Origin of the sequence: Pseudarthrobacter sp. 1C304 (assembly GCF_052245515.1) — a bacterium.
Classification (GTDB): domain Bacteria; phylum Actinomycetota; class Actinomycetes; order Actinomycetales; family Micrococcaceae; genus Arthrobacter.
This window is the reverse complement of sequence record NZ_JBQQCH010000008.1, coordinates 115,958-132,274: the sequence shown is the minus strand read 5'-3', so window position 1 is coordinate 132,274 and position 16,317 is coordinate 115,958. Positions and strand designations below refer to the sequence as shown.

Annotated in this window: 11 protein-coding genes; 4 read left to right on the top strand and 7 right to left on the bottom strand. The window is 66.3% G+C overall.

Annotated features, from left to right (window positions below; all coding sequences use genetic code 11):
• The first annotated feature begins 97 nt into the window (after nucleotides 1–97).
• Nucleotides 98–3,748, top strand: a complete 3,651-nt coding sequence (gene metH / locus ACTWQD_RS14955; RefSeq protein ID WP_443196910.1) for a methionine synthase — start codon at nucleotides 98–100, stop codon at nucleotides 3,746–3,748.
• A gap of 51 nt (nucleotides 3,749–3,799) precedes the next feature.
• Nucleotides 3,800–4,558, top strand: coding sequence for a DUF6994 family protein (locus tag ACTWQD_RS14950; RefSeq protein WP_443196909.1), 759 nt, complete (start codon nucleotides 3,800–3,802; stop codon nucleotides 4,556–4,558).
• Between the two features lie 61 nt (nucleotides 4,559–4,619).
• Here ACTWQD_RS14950 and ACTWQD_RS14945 read toward each other — a convergent pair whose 3' ends face one another.
• On the bottom strand, nucleotides 4,620–7,514 hold the full coding sequence (locus tag ACTWQD_RS14945) for an ATP-binding cassette domain-containing protein (protein WP_443196908.1): 2,895 nt from the start codon (nucleotides 7,512–7,514) through the stop codon (nucleotides 4,620–4,622).
• The gene (locus ACTWQD_RS14940; RefSeq protein WP_443196907.1) at nucleotides 7,511–8,083 is read right to left on the bottom strand and encodes a hypothetical protein; all 573 of its coding nucleotides are present in this window, start codon (nucleotides 8,081–8,083) and stop codon (nucleotides 7,511–7,513) included. Before ACTWQD_RS14940 ends, ACTWQD_RS14945 begins: the two co-directional genes overlap by 4 nt.
• A gap of 156 nt (nucleotides 8,084–8,239) precedes the next feature.
• Here ACTWQD_RS14940 and ACTWQD_RS14935 point away from each other — a divergent pair, with 156 nt between their 5' ends.
• Entirely contained in the window at nucleotides 8,240–8,380 is a 141-nt protein-coding gene (locus tag ACTWQD_RS14935; RefSeq protein WP_443196906.1) for a hypothetical protein, read from the top strand.
• A gap of 132 nt (nucleotides 8,381–8,512) precedes the next feature.
• Here the strand turns inward: ACTWQD_RS14935 and ACTWQD_RS14930 are convergent, their stop codons facing one another.
• The 4 genes from ACTWQD_RS14930 to ACTWQD_RS14915 all read right to left on the bottom strand — a co-directional run bounded on the left by ACTWQD_RS14930 (nucleotide 8,513) and on the right by ACTWQD_RS14915 (nucleotide 13,390).
• On the bottom strand, nucleotides 8,513–9,661 hold the full coding sequence (locus ACTWQD_RS14930) for a glycerate kinase (protein WP_443196905.1): 1,149 nt from the start codon (nucleotides 9,659–9,661) through the stop codon (nucleotides 8,513–8,515).
• Between the two features lies 1 nt (nucleotide 9,662).
• Nucleotides 9,663–11,144, bottom strand: coding sequence for a C4-dicarboxylate transporter DctA (dctA, locus tag ACTWQD_RS14925; RefSeq protein ID WP_443196904.1), 1,482 nt, complete (start codon nucleotides 11,142–11,144; stop codon nucleotides 9,663–9,665).
• Between the two features lie 110 nt (nucleotides 11,145–11,254).
• Nucleotides 11,255–12,352 carry a tartrate dehydrogenase gene (locus ACTWQD_RS14920; protein ID WP_443196903.1) on the bottom strand — a complete coding sequence of 366 codons (1,098 nt, stop codon included), beginning with the start codon at nucleotides 12,350–12,352 and terminating at the stop codon, nucleotides 11,255–11,257.
• Nucleotides 12,353–12,484: 132 nt separating this feature from the next.
• Nucleotides 12,485–13,390, bottom strand: coding sequence for a LysR family transcriptional regulator (locus ACTWQD_RS14915; RefSeq protein ID WP_443196902.1), 906 nt, complete (start codon nucleotides 13,388–13,390; stop codon nucleotides 12,485–12,487).
• Between the two features lie 329 nt (nucleotides 13,391–13,719).
• Here ACTWQD_RS14915 and ACTWQD_RS14910 point away from each other — a divergent pair, with 329 nt between their 5' ends.
• Nucleotides 13,720–15,348, top strand: coding sequence for an SLC13 family permease (locus tag ACTWQD_RS14910; RefSeq protein ID WP_443196901.1), 1,629 nt, complete (start codon nucleotides 13,720–13,722; stop codon nucleotides 15,346–15,348).
• A gap of 161 nt (nucleotides 15,349–15,509) precedes the next feature.
• Here the strand turns inward: ACTWQD_RS14910 and ACTWQD_RS14905 are convergent, their stop codons facing one another.
• Nucleotides 15,510–16,307 carry an IclR family transcriptional regulator gene (locus ACTWQD_RS14905; protein WP_443196900.1) on the bottom strand — a complete coding sequence of 266 codons (798 nt, stop codon included), beginning with the start codon at nucleotides 16,305–16,307 and terminating at the stop codon, nucleotides 15,510–15,512.
• Nucleotides 16,308–16,317 lie beyond the last annotated feature (10 nt).

Below are 16,317 nucleotides of genomic sequence, written 5' to 3'. Positions count from 1 at the left end.
CCAATGAGAGCATGGAGGATCTTGGAAGTCATCTCCGCCGTCGTAGTACAGACGAAACACAGCGCACCGCGGAGGCCCCCGCCCGTAGGCTGGTCAGATGCCTCGTTTTGCGCTTGATATCGACTCCGTCCCCCGCCCCGCCCGCGCCCAGGCCCTGCTGGATGCGGTGAACCAGCGGGTGGTCATTGCGGACGGGGCCATGGGCACCATGCTGCAGGACCGGGAACTGTCGCTCGAGGTCGACTTCCAGAACCTGGAGGGCTGCAACGAGATCCTCAACGACACCCGCCCCGACGTCATCGGGGACATCCACGACGCGTACTTCGCCGTGGGGATCGACGCTGTCGAAACCAACACCTTCGGCGCGAACTGGTCCAACCTCTCCGACTACGGCATCGACGACCGGATCGAAGAGCTCGCCCGCAAGGGCGCACGGATCGCCCGCGACCGCGCCGAAGCGGCAGAAACAACAGACGGCCGCATGCGCTGGGTCCTCGGCTCCATGGGCCCGGGCACCAAGCTCCCCAGCCTGGGCCACACCAGCTACGACTACCTCAAGCAGACCTTCGCCCTGCAGGCCGCCGGCCTCATCGACGGGGGAGCGGACGCCTTCCTCATCGAGACCAGCCAGGACCTCCTGCAGACCAAAGCCGCCGTCAACGGCTGCAAGCAGGCCATCGTGGCCCGCGGCGTCCGGCTCCCCATCTTCGTCGAGGTGACGGTCGAGACCACCGGCACCATGCTCATGGGCTCCGAAATCGGCGCCGCACTCACCGCGCTGGAACCGCTCGGCGTCGACGCCATCGGCCTGAACTGCGCCACCGGCCCGGACGAGATGAGCGAGCACCTCCGCCACCTCTCCAAACAGTCCTCGGTCGCCATCGCCTGCATGCCGAACGCCGGCCTGCCCATCCTCGGCGCCAACGGCGCGCACTACCCGCTCTCGCCCACCGAGCTCGCCACCGCGCACGAACAGTTCGTCCGCGAGTTCGGCCTCGGCCTGGTGGGCGGCTGCTGCGGCACGACGCCGGCGCACCTGGCCGCCGTCGTCGAACGTCTTGCCCCCTTCCGCACCAAAGCTGTGGTCACCAGCAGCGCAAAAGAGACAACGCCCGCCCGCGTCCCCACCGAACGCGAAGCCGGCATCGCCTCCCTCTACCAGCACGTGAATTTCGACCAGGAGTCCGCGTACCTGGCCATCGGTGAGCGCACCAACGCGAACGGGTCCAAGGCGTTCCGCCAGGCCATGCTCGAGGAACGCTGGGACGACTGCGTGGACATCGCCCGCGAGCAGATCCGCGTCGGCGCGCACCTGCTGGACGTCTGCATCGACTACGTGGGGCGTGACGGCGTCGCGGACATCAAGGAGGTGGTCTCGCGGTTCGCGTCGGCCTCCACCCTCCCGCTGGTGATCGACTCCACCGAACCTCCTGTGCTGCAGGCCGGCCTCGAGCTCATCGGCGGCCGCCCGGTGATCAACTCCGTCAATTACGAGGACGGCGACGGCCCGGACAGCCGCTTCGCGCGCATCATGCCGCTGGTGAAGGAGCATGGCACCGCCGTGATCGCCCTGACTATCGACGAACAGGGCCAGGCCCGCACCACCGAGGGCAAGGTGGCCATCGCCTCCCGCCTCATCGACGCCCTGGTGGGCGAATGGGGCATGCGCGTCGAGGACATCATTGTGGACGCCCTCACCTTCCCCATCGCCACCGGCCAGGAGGAAACCCGGCGGGACGGCATCGAAACCATCGAGGCCATCCGCCAGATCACCGCGAAATACCCCGGCATCCACACCACCCTCGGCGTCTCCAACGTGTCCTTCGGCCTGAACCCGGCGGCGCGCATCGTCCTGAACTCGGTGTTCCTGCACGAGGCCGTGGAGGCGGGGCTCTCCAGCGGCATCATCGACGCCGCCAAGATCGTGCCGCTCGCGTCCCTGCCGGAGGAGCAGCGCAAGGTGGCCCTGGACCTCGTCTGGGACCGCCGCGAGTACGACACCGACGGCAACACCACGTACGATCCGCTGGCCATCATGCTGGACATGTTCGCCGGCGTCGACACCGCCGCGCTCAAGGACCAGCGCGCCGCGGAACTCGCCGCGCTGCCCACGGGCGCACGCCTGGAGCGGCGGATCATCGACGGCGAGGGCAAGGGCCTGGAAGAGGACCTGGACCTGGCGCGCAGCGAGGGCATGACCCCGCTCGGCATCATCAACGACCACCTGCTCGAGGGCATGAAGGTGGTGGGCGAGCGCTTCGGCGCCGGCGAGATGCAGCTGCCGTTCGTGCTGCAGTCCGCCGAGGTGATGAAGAACGCCGTCGCCCTGCTGGAGCCGCACATGGAGAAATCCGACTCCTCCGGCAAGGGCACCATGGTGATCGCCACCGTGCGCGGGGACGTGCACGACATCGGCAAAAACCTGGTGGACATCATCCTCACCAACAACGGCTACAAAGTGGTCAACATCGGCATCAAGCAGGGCATCGCCGAGATCATGGCCGCAGCGGAGGAACACAACGCGGACGTGATCGGCATGTCCGGGCTGCTGGTGAAATCCACGGTAGTGATGAAGGAAAACCTGGCCGAGCTGCAGTCCCGCGGCCTGGCAAAGAAGTGGCCCGTCATCCTGGGCGGCGCAGCCCTTACCCGCGCCTACGTGGAACAGGACCTGGCCGAGCAGTTTGACGGCGTGGTCCGGTACGCCAAGGACGCCTTCGAGGGCCTCGCCCTCATGGAACCGCTGGTCCGCGTGGCCCGCGGCGCGTCCCCGGACGACGTCGGCCTGCCGCCGCTGAAGAAGCGCCTCCACAAGGGCGGTGCGAAGTTCACGGTGACCGAGCCGGAGGCAATGCCCGGCCGGTCCGACGTCGCCGCGGACAATCCCGTGCCAGCCCCGCCGTTCTGGGGCACGCGCATTGTGCGCGGCGTCTCGCTCCACGACTACGCCGCGTTCCTCGACGAGCGCGCCACGTTCATGGGCCAATGGGGGCTCAAGCCCGGCCGCGGCGAGGACGGCGCCTCCTACGAGGAGCTGGTGGAGAGCGAGGGCCGGCCGCGGCTGCGGTACTGGCTGGACCGCATCCTGGCCGAGGGCATGCTGGATGCCTCCGTGGCGTACGGCTACTTCCCGGTGGTCTCCGAAGGGGAACAGGTGGTGGTGCTGCACCACGGGGAGGATCCCGACGGCGTCCTGGGCGCCGCGGGCCTGCTGGCCCCCGACGGCGGATCGGGCGGCCCGGTCGGCACCGACCGGCTGCGGTTCGACTTCCCGCGCCAGCGCCGCGACCGGCACCTGTGCCTGGCCGACTTCGTGAAGTCCCGCGAGTCGGGGCAGGTGGACGTCCTGCCGGTGCAGCTGGTCACCGCCGGATCGAAGATCGAGGAGTTCACGTCCAAGATGTTCGCCGCCAACCAGTACCGCGACTACTACGAGCTCAACGGTCTGGTGATGCAGCTGACGGAGGCGCTCGCGGAGTTCTGGCATGCGCGGATCCGCAAGGAACTGGGTTTCGGGGCCGAGGAGCCGAAGGACACGGCCGGGTATTTCAAGCTGGACTACCGCGGTGCCCGGTTCTCGCTGGGCTACCCCGCGTGCCCGGACATGGAGGACCGCCGCAAGGTGACGGAACTGCTGAAGCCCGAGCGGATGGGCGTGGTCCTCAGCGACGAGCTGATGCTCCACCCCGAGCAGTCCACGGACGCATTCGTGTTCCACCACCCGGAGGCGAAGTACTTCAAGGTGTGAGTCGCGATTCGAAACGGCCAAAATGGCTTGACCTGCGCATACACTGCCACCATGCGCATCTTTGATACCTCATTCGACTACAAGATTGACAGGCCCCGGAAGACCAAACCCGACGCTGATCGGGACAGCCCTAGGCTCCGGTTGGACCATGAGCTGCTGTGGACCAAAAAGCTGAATTCCGGCGTTCTGTTCGCTCCGGCTGGGCCGCCGAGGCGAGGGGATGGATACCTCATCTTCACCGACGCCTCCGGGGGGAGGCATTGGTACGGCAGCGATGCCATCACCGCCTCCTACACGAGTTGGCTACGTCCGAGGCCACTGGTCGATGCCATCGCTGGGCTTAGCTACGGGCAGCGGGCGCGCTACCTCGACCCGCCGTACACGATCGGCAGTGCGATGATTTGGCCCGTCAGGTCGAAGGACCGTCCCACCATAAACCAGGCGCGAGGGACCCGGCCGCGGATCTCTGACCGGATTGACCTGACCCTTGAGTGCATCCGGCGCCACTACGCGGGAGAACCGGAGAGCCCGCTGGCCGATGTCATCAACGCCTACGCGGACTTTTTCGCGCTCTTCGACGGTTTCACAGAGTTTGTGGACTTCTTCCACTATCAGGACCTGGTGACGCCCGATTACGACGTCGTACGGTTTTTCCTGCCCTTCGACAACTTCCAGCGTCGCGGGACACCAGCCACGACGGAGGAGTACGTGGAGTATCGGGAGAACGTGCTCGACTTCATCGCGAAACGGGGGCAGCGTATGGCCAAGTGGGTCATAGAGAACCACCCCGACGTCGAGGTCCGCGAGTAGCGCCTTAGGGGGTGGCCGAATAGGTCGGGGACATCGTTAAAGAAGTGTTCCAGCGGTGTCGTCAGACGCCGAGTTCCAGCCGGTCCCTATCCGGGGCGGGCCTGGCCTCCGCGGCCTGCCCGCCGGAGCTTCCGGCGGCGGAGACCGGCTTTACCCGCCGGAGGGCGGCGAGAATGGCCCGGCCCACGACGGCGATGCCGATGATGGTGGTGACGGCACGCAGGGTGTCCCAGCCCGCCGTCGACGTCAGGAGCGAGTAGAGCAGGAAGCTGCTCAGGTTGGTGGCCAGCGGCGCGCCGGGCACGTAGGAGATGCCGGTGCCCGTGCCCACCGCGAACGGCCAGAACCACAGGTTGGTCAGCAGGCCGAACGCGTAGGACGCCACGGCGCCGTAGCCGCACAGCATCCACAGCTCGGCCTTGCCCCGCACCCTGCGGGGGAGCAGCCCGGCCCCGGCACCCACCCACGCGCAGGCGAAAATCTGGAACGGCGTCCACGGCCCGACGCCGCCCCACACAGCGCTGGACAGGGCAATCGTGGCGGCGCCGAGGAGCAGGCCGAAGCGGGCACCGAAGGCGCGGCCAGCCAGGATCAGCAGGATAAAGACCGCCTCCACACCCCCGACGCCGGTGCTCGCCACCCGCACCGCCGACCCGACGGCGGCCAGCACGCCAAGCAGCGCCACCGTGTGCGCCGAACGCACCGAACCGTCCATGGACAGCACGACGGCGACCGCGGCCACCGGTGCCATGGCCAGCGCCGCGTAGGGGAGCGCCGCCGCGGCATCCGTCGGGAACGCCGCAGCGAGCAGCGGCCAGCAGAATGCGGCGAGGGCCAGGAGGTTGGCGGCTGCGAGAACCGCGAGCTCGGCGCCCCGCGGCATCCGGAGCCGGGGTATTTTTGTGGCGGCCGGAAGCTCCGGGTGGCGCTCGGCGAACACAGGGGCTGTGACGGACGGGGCTCGAACTGAAAGTGGTGTGAACGGCGGTGCCGCGGGGACAGCAGCGGAAGCCTCCGGGGCGGCGTCCGAACCGGCCGAGGGGGCGACGCCGTCGCGCATTGGAAGGATCCGGGCGCCCAAGCTGCGGGCAAAATCGAGGTCGTGGGTGGCGATCAGCACCGCCGCGCCGTCCTCCGCTGCGGCCCGCAGCGCCGCCGCGACCGCTGAACGCGCCCCAGGATCGAGCCCGCGGGTGGGCTCATCGATCAGGAGCACCTGCGGGTCATCCGCGGTCTGCAGTGCCATAGCAAGGATCCGGCGCTCCCCGGCCGAGAGGTCCCGGGGATGCTCGTGCCCACCGGGCATCCGGGCGTCCCCGCGCAGCCGGGCCAGGCGTGCGGCTGCTGACCCGGGCCCGGGCTGCCCGCCGTTTTTACCCCGAGCCCGACGCCGGTCTGCCGCACGGAGCTCCGCGGCGACGGTGTCCCGGGTGAAGAGATCGTCCGACGCGTCCGGCACGAGGGCGACCCGGCCGCCGTCGACCGTCCCGCTGTTCTCCGTTCCTTTACCGCGGCTTCCTTTACCGCGGGTTCCTTCACCGAGGGCGAGCGCCACCAGGAGGGAGGACTTCCCGGCGCCGTTCGGCCCCACCAGGGCCACCACCTCACCGCGGTGCAGGGTCAGGGAGGCGTCGCGCACCAGCGGCCGGCCCTTGCGGTGCACCGCGAGGTTAGTCGCCGCCAGCACGGGTGCTTGTTCCGGCTTCGGAGTGGGCGTCGAGTGCGCAGCCGGGACCGGCGCGGACGGTGCGGCCCCCGGAACCAGGGCGCCGCCGTCGAGCGTCCACCAGGCATCGGCGACGGGGACCAGCGGTTCCGCCCGGTGCTCCGCCACGACGACGCAGACGTCCGCGTCGCGGGCGAGGGCGGTGAGCACCCCAATGACGCGCCCGCGTGCTGCGGTGTCCAGATCGGCCAAGGGCTCGTCCACCAGGAGCAGGGCCGGGCTCTCCACCACCGCGGCGGCGATGGCCACGAGCGTTGCCTCGCCCGCGGAGAGGGTGCTGATGTTCCGGTCCAGCAGGGCCGCCACCCCGATCCGCTCCGCGACGTCCAGCACCCGGGCCCTCGCAGCAGCGGGCGCCGTGCCGCGCAGCTCGAGGGCGAGTCCGATTTCGTCCCGGACCCGGGTGGTGGCGAAGGCGGCGCGGGGGTTTTGCAGGACGACGCCGATGAAGCCGGCGGTGTCGCGCGGCGGTGTGGCGGCGCGGTCCGTCCCGGCGATGAGCACCGTGCCGGAGACGTCGCCGCCGTCCACGTGCGAGAGGAGCCCGGCGATGCCCCGCAGGATGGTGGACTTGCCGGAACCGGTCGGCCCGGTGATGACCGTAAGGGACCCGCGGGGCGGAGTGAACCCGGGGACGCGGATCCGGGTGCCGCCGATGCGGAACTGGGCGTCGCGGATGACGACCGGGGCAGCGGCGCCGGCAGTTGGCCGGTGCGTTGCCCGGCTGCCGAAGCCGCGCAGCTCGAGGGCCGCGGCCACCCGGCCGGCGTGCTCCAGGGTGCGTTCCAGCACGGGCACCAGGGCGCGGGGTCCGAAACGTTCGCCGCGCAGCCGGAACGCCAGGCGGACGGAGGTGACGGCGTCGGACAGGGCGGGAAGCGCGGCCCAGGCCACCACCAGCATCCGGGCGATGCCCTGCGCGGGGCCGCGGCGGGCCAGATGCGCAAAGCCGCGGGATACATCCACCCAGGCGTTAAGCAGCCCGAACGCGAGGAACATCCCGGCGATGGGCAGGGCGGACAGGACCGCCGCCCATAGCCCGGGCGCCGTGACCGGGCCGAGGAGGACCACATGGGCGTACGGGGCAGGCAGCCGGAACGCCGGCAGGTCGAGCAGAACCGGCGCGCCGGTGGCCGCCCCGTTGAAGAGGATGCGGTACATGACCCGCGCCGCGATGAACACGGCGGCGAGGACCGCCGCGGCGCGTAACGGCGCGGGCCGGAAGGTCACGCTGCGGGCCCGGCCGGTGCGCCGTCGACGGTGTAGAGCAGTTCCAGGCTTTCGCCCGGGCCCACCTGCAGGGTGGCGAGGCCCTCCTGCGCGTACGCCCAGTCGCCGGCGGCCGGCTTGACCCAGAGCGACCAGTAAGCGAAGGCGGCTGGCATCTTGCTGCAGTCCTCCCGGTAGGTGCCGCCCTGGTGGGTGATGTCGAGGTCCGCGGCGGGCACACCGTTCACCCGGCACACCAGTTCGGTGGGGTACTCGGCCGTGCCCTCGGTCTTCACCTTGGCCTCGTCCAGCACCTTGGCGGCGGGGGTCGGCCCGTCCACGTCCACGCAGACGGAGGTGTCGGCGGCAGCCTGCTGCAGGGCGCCCGAGTCGACGATGACCTTTACCCCGGCACAGGGCCCGGCGGCGGCGCTGGATTCGGCGGCGGCACTGGATGAAGCTGCCGGGGATGAACCCGGCGCGGAGGTTGTGGGCTGGGTGGCGGCGGGCGTGGAACAGCCGGCGAGGGCAAACAGGAGACCGGCGGCGAGGGAGCCCGCGGCGGCGGTGCGGATCTGAGTCAAAGTCACCAGTCAAGGGTAGGACGCGGCCTGCCCGGATCCGGCGGCCGTCGCGTTGTGTGACGTTAGGTCACTTGGTGCGCCCGACAGGTTGTCGGTCGGATCGTCGACGCGTCGTCGGACTCAAAGGTGGACGCGGTTCCGTCCTCTGCCCGTGATGAAGTTTTGGCTTCCGACGATGCGGCAGGCGGCCAGGCGCCCCGGCGGGCGACGACGGCCGCCGCCGTCGTTGCCCACAGGCTTCATGATTTCAACATTGGGTTCTCGACGCCCACCCCCGCCCTCGCGAACTCCAACCGCGATTGACGCAGCTTCTGGCGGGTGACGACGTGGTTGTCCTGCTGATCGGCAAGCCAGCGAGCGGTGTCGCTGTGCTGAGCTTTCGGCCCAATGAAAACCGAGGGCTCCCGGACGGGCGATGCTGTTTGTGGAGGGGGCCTAGAGAAGGCTCGTTGCGATATCTTGACCGATCTGCCGCAGCAGTGAGGCGGAAAGGTCGGGGTCTTTGGAGGAGTCCTGCTCGGTGTAGTCGGCCAGGGCGTAGACCCGGGTCAGTGCCATTTCGGTCCAACGCTCTTTGGGGAGGAGGGACCGGCCGGCGACGGCGATGATGGGCCGCGCGCCGGACCGCCTTGCGACGGCTGCGGGCAGTTTTCCGGCGAGGGTTTGCTCGTCAATGCTGCCTTCGCCGGTGATGACGACGTCGCACGTGTCTTTGCGGCTGTTGAAGTCCAGCAGGTCAAGGAAGAAGTCGGCCCCGGAGACCTGCTTTGCGCCGAGGAGCAGGCACGCATAGCCGATGCCGCCGGCGCTTCCGGCACCTTCGTGCTCGGCCAGCGCCGCGGAGTTGGTAAATCCGGCTTCTTCCATTTTTGTCACGAGGTTGCTCAGGCCTTGTTCGAGGGCTGTTACCTCACCGGGTCCCGTACCCTTTTGAGGTCCGAAGACTGCGGGGGCGCCGTTCTCTCCAAGCAGCGGGTTGTGTACGTCGCTGGCAACAATGATCTCCGTGCTCTTCAGAGTGGGAAGGGCGCTGCCGCGGACCGAGTGAACCTGCGCCAGGGTCAGTCCGTTGCCGTGGAGCTCGCGGCCTGAAGCATCGAGAAAGCGGTATCCGAGGACGGTGAGCATTCCCATGCCCCCATCGGTGCTGGCGCTGCCGCCCAATGCCAGGACGATTCTTGTCGGTTTGAGGCCGAGTGCGAAGAGGATGGCTTCACCGAAGCCGCGGCTGGACGCCTTCATCGGTTCGAGTTTGGCGCCGGGCAGGAGTGCCAGTCCGCAGGTGTTGGCGACCTCTATAACTGCAGTGGTGCCGTCGAACGCGATGTCGGCCTCGACGGGCTCGGCGGTGGGTCCGGCAACGGTGCAGCTGTGGCGGCTGAAGCCGGAGGCGACGGCGGCGTCGACGCTGCCGTCACCTCCGTCCGCGAGTGGAAGTAGCTCGCAGTGCACCGTCCCGGCATTTGCTGTTGAACGAAGCCCGGCGGCCAAAGCGTCGGCAACTTCGGCGGCGGTGAGGCTGCCTTTGAACTTGTCGGGCGCGATCAAGGTCCGGACGGTTTTCGGGGCGATGGCGCTTGGCATGTCAGACGATTTCCGAGTAGGCGGGGCGGCGATCAGAAGGTTGGGCTGGTTCGACGTCGGAGGCATGCCTAGATGCCGGTTCCACCGGAGCCGGGTGCACCGGGCGGTCGTAGCCGTAGTCAATCAGGTGATTGTCGGTGCCGGTGACCTCGTCCAGGTCACTGGGGGTCTCGATGGGCAGCGGCTCCACGGATTCGCCATTGAAGACCCGGCGGACACGGTCGGCGTCGAGGGTGCGGTCCCACCAGGCGATGAAGAGAGTGGCCACGGCGTTGCCGGTGAAGTTCACGATGGCGCGACATTCCGACATGAACTTGTCGATGCCGAAGATGAGCATGATGCCGGCGGCCGGGATGGTGCCCAGGGTGGTGAGCGTGGCCGTGAGGGCGATGAAGCCGCCGCCGGCGACGCCCGCTGCGCCCTTGGAGGTCAGGAGCATGACTGCGAGCAGTCCGAGCTGCTGGCCGATGCTCAGGTCGGTGTTGGTGGCCTGGGCGATGTAGAGGGCGGCCAGGGAGAGATAGATCGCCGCACCGTCGAGATTGAAGCTGTAGCCGGTGGGGACCACGAGGCCCACGGTTTCCTTCTTCACTCCGGCGTGCTCCAGCTTGCGCATCAGGCCCGGTAGGGCCGGTTCGGCGGTGGAGGTGCCCAGGATGAGCATGTATTCCTCTTTAAGGTGGCGGATCATCTTGAAGATGTTCAGCTTCAGGAAGGCCATGACGGAGCCGAGGACCACCACGACGAAAAGGATGGAGGTGATGTAGAACAGCGCGATCAGGCCGCCCATGCTGGTCAGCGACGACACGCCGAACTTGCCCACCGCGTAGGCCATGGCGCCGAAGGCACCCACCGGTGCGGCCTTCATGATGAAGCTCAGGATCTTGAACATCACCCCGGTGAGGCGCTGCACGCCCTCGAGCACGGGAGCGCCGACCTTACCCATGGCGTTCAGTGCGATGCCGAACACCACTGCAATGAAAATGATCTGCAGGATGTTGCCCTCAACGAAGGGGGCCGCCATGCTTTCCGGGATGATGTGGGTCAGGAACTGCCACCACTCCTGGTGCTGGCCGGCGTCGATCAGCTTTGCAGCGGATTCGGAGGTTTCGATCTTGCTGGCATCGGCGTTGACGCCGTCGCCGAGGCGGAAGAGGTTGATGGCCACCAGGCCGAAGACCATCGCGCAGATCGTGCCGACCTGGAAGTAGGTAAGGGCCTTCAGGCCCGTCATGCCCACCTTCTTCAGGTCCGCGACGCTGGCGATGCCACCGACGATGGTCAGGAAGACGATGGGGCCGATGAGCATTTTCATCGCGTCAACGAAAGTGGTGCCGATGGGTTCCATCGCGATGCCCACGTTCGGCGCCAGCCAGCCTACGAGGATGCCGGCAACGATCGCGGTCAGGACCCAGAAATAGAGCTGCCGGTACCAGCGCGTCTTGGTGGCCGGCGACGCGTGGCCGGTTGTGATGTGTTCCATAATTCCTACCTCATTGTTGGAATGCCGCTGGAGTACTGATAAACGGTGGACATGAGTACGACGGCGGCCGGCGGGCCGCCGTCGTAACTGTTGTGGTGCAGGCGGAACGGTTAGACGGCCGCGAGCTTGTTGGTCAGGGCGTTGATGAGGGCCTCGGTGACGTCCTCGGTGTTGGCGTCGCCCCCGATATCGCGGGTGAGGAAGCCGGCACCGGTGGTCTGTTCGATGGCGGCTTCAACCTTGCGGGCCTCGTCGTGCAGGCCAAAGTGGTCCAGCATCAGCGCGGCACTGGCGATGGCGCCGATGGGGTTGCTGATGCCCTTGCCGGCAATGTCCGGTGCGGAGCCGTGGACCGGTTCGAACATCGACGGGAAGCGGCGCTCCGGGTTCAGGTTTGCGCTGGCGGCGAGGCCGAGGCTGCCTGCGAGGGCGGAGCCGAGGTCGGAGAGGATGTCCGCGTTCAGGTTGGAGGCCACCACAACAGAGAGGTCCTCTGGCTTGAGAATGAACTTAGCGCTCATTGCGTCGACCAGAACGCTTTCGGTCTGAACGTCGGGGTAGTCAAGCGCCACGCGGTTGAAGACCTCGTCCCAGAGGACCATGCCGTACTGCTGAGCATTGGACTTCGTCACCGAGGACACCTTCTTGACCGTGCGGGTGCGGGCCAGGTCGAAGGCAAAGCGCATGATCCGTTCGCAGCCCTTTTCCGTGAACAGCGCGGTCTGCAGGGCGACCTCGTTGCCGGGGCCGCGGCCGCTGAGGTTGCGTCCGCCCAGACCGGCGTATTCGCCCTCACTGTTTTCGCGGACAACCACCCAGTCCAGCTCGGTGTTGTCGGCCTTGCGCAACGGGGACTGCACGCCGGGGAGGAACTTCACGGGACGGATATTAGCCCACTGGTCGAAGTTCTGGGTGATGTTCAGGCGCAGGCCCCAGAGGCTGATGTGGTCGGGGACGTTTTCCCAGCCGACAGCGCCGAAGTAGATGGCATCGAAGTCTTTGAGGGCGTCCAGGCCCTTGGGGTCCATCATCTGGCCGGTCCGAGCGTAGTACTCCGAGCCCCAGGGGAACTCGGTCCATTCGAAAGCGAACTTGCCGTTGGAGTTCTCTGCCAGGGCATCTAGAACGCGACGGCCCGCGGCGACAACTTCCTTACCCACGCCGTCGGCGGGGATGGATGCGATGCTGAATTTCTTGGTGGCGCTCATGTGCCATCCTCCTCATTGAGTTTGTTAGCAGTGAGCCTGTTGGCGGGGTCACACTGTTCTTCCTCTTCAAGTAGAGGCCACAGCCGCGGAACGCGTCCAAGACCAAGATCCAATTCGCTAGATAGGCATGGCCTATTGGTCAGGTGCAGCCCCCGCGGCGACGTGGAGTTCCGCGACTTTCAGGAAGGCGCGGGCGGCTGGGGTCAAGTCCTGTTTTCGGCTCAGTATTGCCACGTCCAGATGTGAGACCGGCTCGATCAGCAGGGTGCGGAGGCCGGCTTTATGTGCCGTGGGCGCCCAGGACGAGGGCATGACGGCGTGTCCCACGCCCGCCAGCACGAGCGGCAGGATGGATGTCCGGTGGGCGACTTCGGCAACGATCTCCGTGTTGACTCCATGGGCCAACGCGTCATCGACGAGCCAGCGCATCAAGGATCCGCGCTGGCTAGCGATCAGACGGTGGCCGCCAAGGTCTTCGCGTTGTATTGCTGTCCCGGCGTCGAAGGTGTCCGCGTAGGGGTTGACGATGAGGATCAAGGGCTGACGTTCCAGGTCGAGGACTTGAATACCAGGCACGCGAACAGGTGTGGGGGAGCCGGCCAGGCCGATTTCCGTGCTGCCCGACCGTACGGAGTCGATCACTTCCTCCGGGGTGAAAGCGGCGCTGACGTTCAGCCGGACAGAAGGGTGCAGGCGGGTAAAACCGGCGATCATCGAGGTCAGCGGTTCAATGCCGGGGGAGGGCATGGTGATGATGTCCAGACGTCCGCTGCGGATTCCGCGCAACGATTGAACTGCCGACTGCGCCGCATCCAGATCACGCATCACCAGCCTGGCCGGACCGACCAGCTCCTTGCCCGCCTCGCTGAGGACGGCTCGGCGGCCGATGCGGTGGAACAAGGGCACGCCGAGGTCCTTCTCGAGGCTGGCGATGGTCTGTGACAGGGAGGGCTGCGCGATCAGCAGGTGCTCAGCGGCGCGGTTGAACCCCTCGTGATCGACCACGGCCAAAAAATACTTCAACTTACGCGTATCCACTTAGCTTTCCTTACCTGATTAGTAGCTTAAGGACAGCAGTCGTGCTGCCACTACGAGCGGCCAGATGCCGATAGGTTATGCCTATCAGAGGTATTGCCTCTAGGTCTTGGACGCCCCTGAAGCGGAGCTTTCATGGGAACGACGATAGAGCAGTATCGGCCCGGAACGGATCTCTGGTAAAGGTCAAGACTTGGAATCAGTGAAGGTAGCCACATCATGCACACGATCGGATTTTCCTATCAGGCCAGTAGGAAACCGGTCTTGGACGTGATGCTCGTCACGAGGGCACAGTGGGTTCAATCCTCATGACGTATGACGAAAGGACGAAGATGTCCAGCAAGCTAACGGCATCCTCTGTAATCACCGAATCACCTCAGCGGACGGATGTTCGCGCCGCCTTATTGGGCGGCAAAACGTTCAGGAGTCTGAGCGAGCAGAAGCTCTCTCCCCGGGAAGAGAACTTCGAACGGGCGCGCCAGACACTTGGATTCTTCCTTGCGCCGGCGGTCGCAATAGTCTTTGCGCTGCTTCCGACCGGGATGGATCACACCCAGCAACTGCTGGCGGCGGTCTTGCTGGGTGTCATCATCCTGTGGATCTGCGAACCGGTGCCTATCCCGGTCGGCGGCCTGATCGGGGTGGCCGCCATCGTCCTGCTCGGCGTGGCACCGGCCAACGAGGTGCTGAGGCCCTTCGGTTCGACCACCATCTTCACCTTTATTGGTGCGTTCATCCTTGCCGCGGCCATGCTCAAACACGGCATAGCCCAACGGCTTGCCTTCGCGGTTCTGTCCGTCCCCGGCGTTGCGAAATCCACCTACCGCATAGTTATCGCCTTCGGCGTCATCACATGCGTCCTGTCGGCGTTCGTCTCGAACACCGCCACCGTCGCGATGCTCATGCCCACGGCTCTCGGCATCCTGGCTGTGATCGCAAAACTGATGCAGGACCGCGGAATCGTCAAAGCAGATTTTGACCCCCTCCGACTCCGCGTGGGTGCAGCACTGATGCTGATGCTTGCCTACAGCGCCAGCGTGGGCGGCCTCCTGACACCGGTGGGAGCGCCCCCAAACCTGATTGGCCGCGGCCTCATAGAGGAAGCAACCGGCGTTGAGATTTCATTCGTCCAATGGACCGCCACGGTCGCTCCTGTCTGTGCGGCTATGTTCGGTGTGCTTGCACTCATCATGTTCCTGCTCAACAAGCCGGAAATCCGCCGCATTGAAGGGGTGGAGGAGTTCATCGCCGAGCAGAAGGCCCAGCAAGGCAGGATGTCCCGGGCGGAGATCAACACCCTGATCGCCTTCGGACTGACCGTTACGCTGTGGCTCCTCCCGGCGATTGCCAGCCTTATGACCGGCACCGACTCGGAACTTTATGCCTTCCTCGATGATCGCCTGGACGAAGGCATTGTTGCGGTCATAGGCGCCTCCCTGCTGTTCATCCTGCCGACCAACTGGAAAGAACGCCGCGCGACCCTGACCTGGTCCGATGCCGCGAAGATCGACTGGGGAACGATCATCCTCTTCGGTACAGGCATCATCTTCGGAGCCCTGTTGGCGTCAACCGGTCTGGCGGAATCAATCGGCAAGGCTGCCGCAGCGAACTTGGGTGTCACGAGCGTTGTTGCCATCACCGCATTCTCGGCAATCCTGGCCATCCTTATCTCGGAAACTACGAGCAATACTGCCTCTGCCGCCGTCGTTGTTCCGATTGTTATTCCACTTTGTGTAGCCATGGGCGTGGACCCCATCGTGCCCGCGCTGGCAGCGACCTTCGCAGCATCGTTCGGGTTCATGCTGCCCGTGTCGACACCGCAGAACGCGATCGTCTACGGCTCCGGAGCAGTCCCAATCACCCGCATGGTCCGCACCGGTTTCACGTTCGATATTCTCGGCGCCATTCTGATCATCAGCCTTGTACCGATCATGGTTGGTGTCACCGGCATCGGCCAATAAGAGCACCAACCCCAACCAGATGGTCCATAGCCGCACCGAGCGTGGCTATGGACCATCCGCTGCTCTCCATAACAAAAGCCATTGAGCCCCGTTGGCCGACGCCTGTCTTCGTGGCGGCGGTGCGGATCTGAGTCAAAGTCAAGGTATTCGCCCCTACGGCACTAGGCGCCGGCGCGGCCCACCGGGGACCCCAGGGCCCGAGAGATCTCCTCCGCGGCGGCGATTGCCTGCGGCGCAAACTGCTCAATGCTGGAACCGGGATACTCAAGCTCAAGCGAGGAGATGGACAAGCCATACATCACCCGGCCGAGGTGGTCCCGGATCGGAGTCGAGACGCACACCGTACCGCGCTCATTCTCACCGAGATCGAGCGCATAACCGCGCTGACGCACGGCGGCGAGCTCCGTGCGCAGCTGCTCGGGATCAGTGATGGTCTTATCGGTGCGGGCCGGCAGGCCGACCTCGGCTATCAACCGGTCCACCTGCTCGGGCGTCCAGCTCGCGATGACCGCCTTCCCCATACCCGAGCAGTGCATCGGCATGGCCAGCCCTACGCGCGAAGCCATCCGGTAGGGCTTTGACGAGTCTTTGCGGATGACGTACACCATCTCGAAATCGTTGGCTACGCCGACGTGAACCGTGCAGTCAACGTCCCGTACCAGCTTCTCGACGATCGGTTCGGCAATGAAGGAGATGTCGAGCCGGGAGATGGCCCGGCCGGCAATGCCGAGGAGGCGGGAGCCGGGGTGGTACCCGCGGTCGCTGTCGCCGGCGAGGAACTTCAACTCTGCCAGCGTCGCGAGAATGCGGTGCACGGTCGCCTTGGGCAGCCGGGTCTCCTCGACGATGTCAGTGAAGCGGTCGTAGAGGATTGCGGCTTCCAGCACCCGCAACGTCTTCTCACTCGCGCCCATAGACGGCGCCGGGCTCGTATCGAGCTCCGTGGGTTCCCTGGTCATGACCCGCATC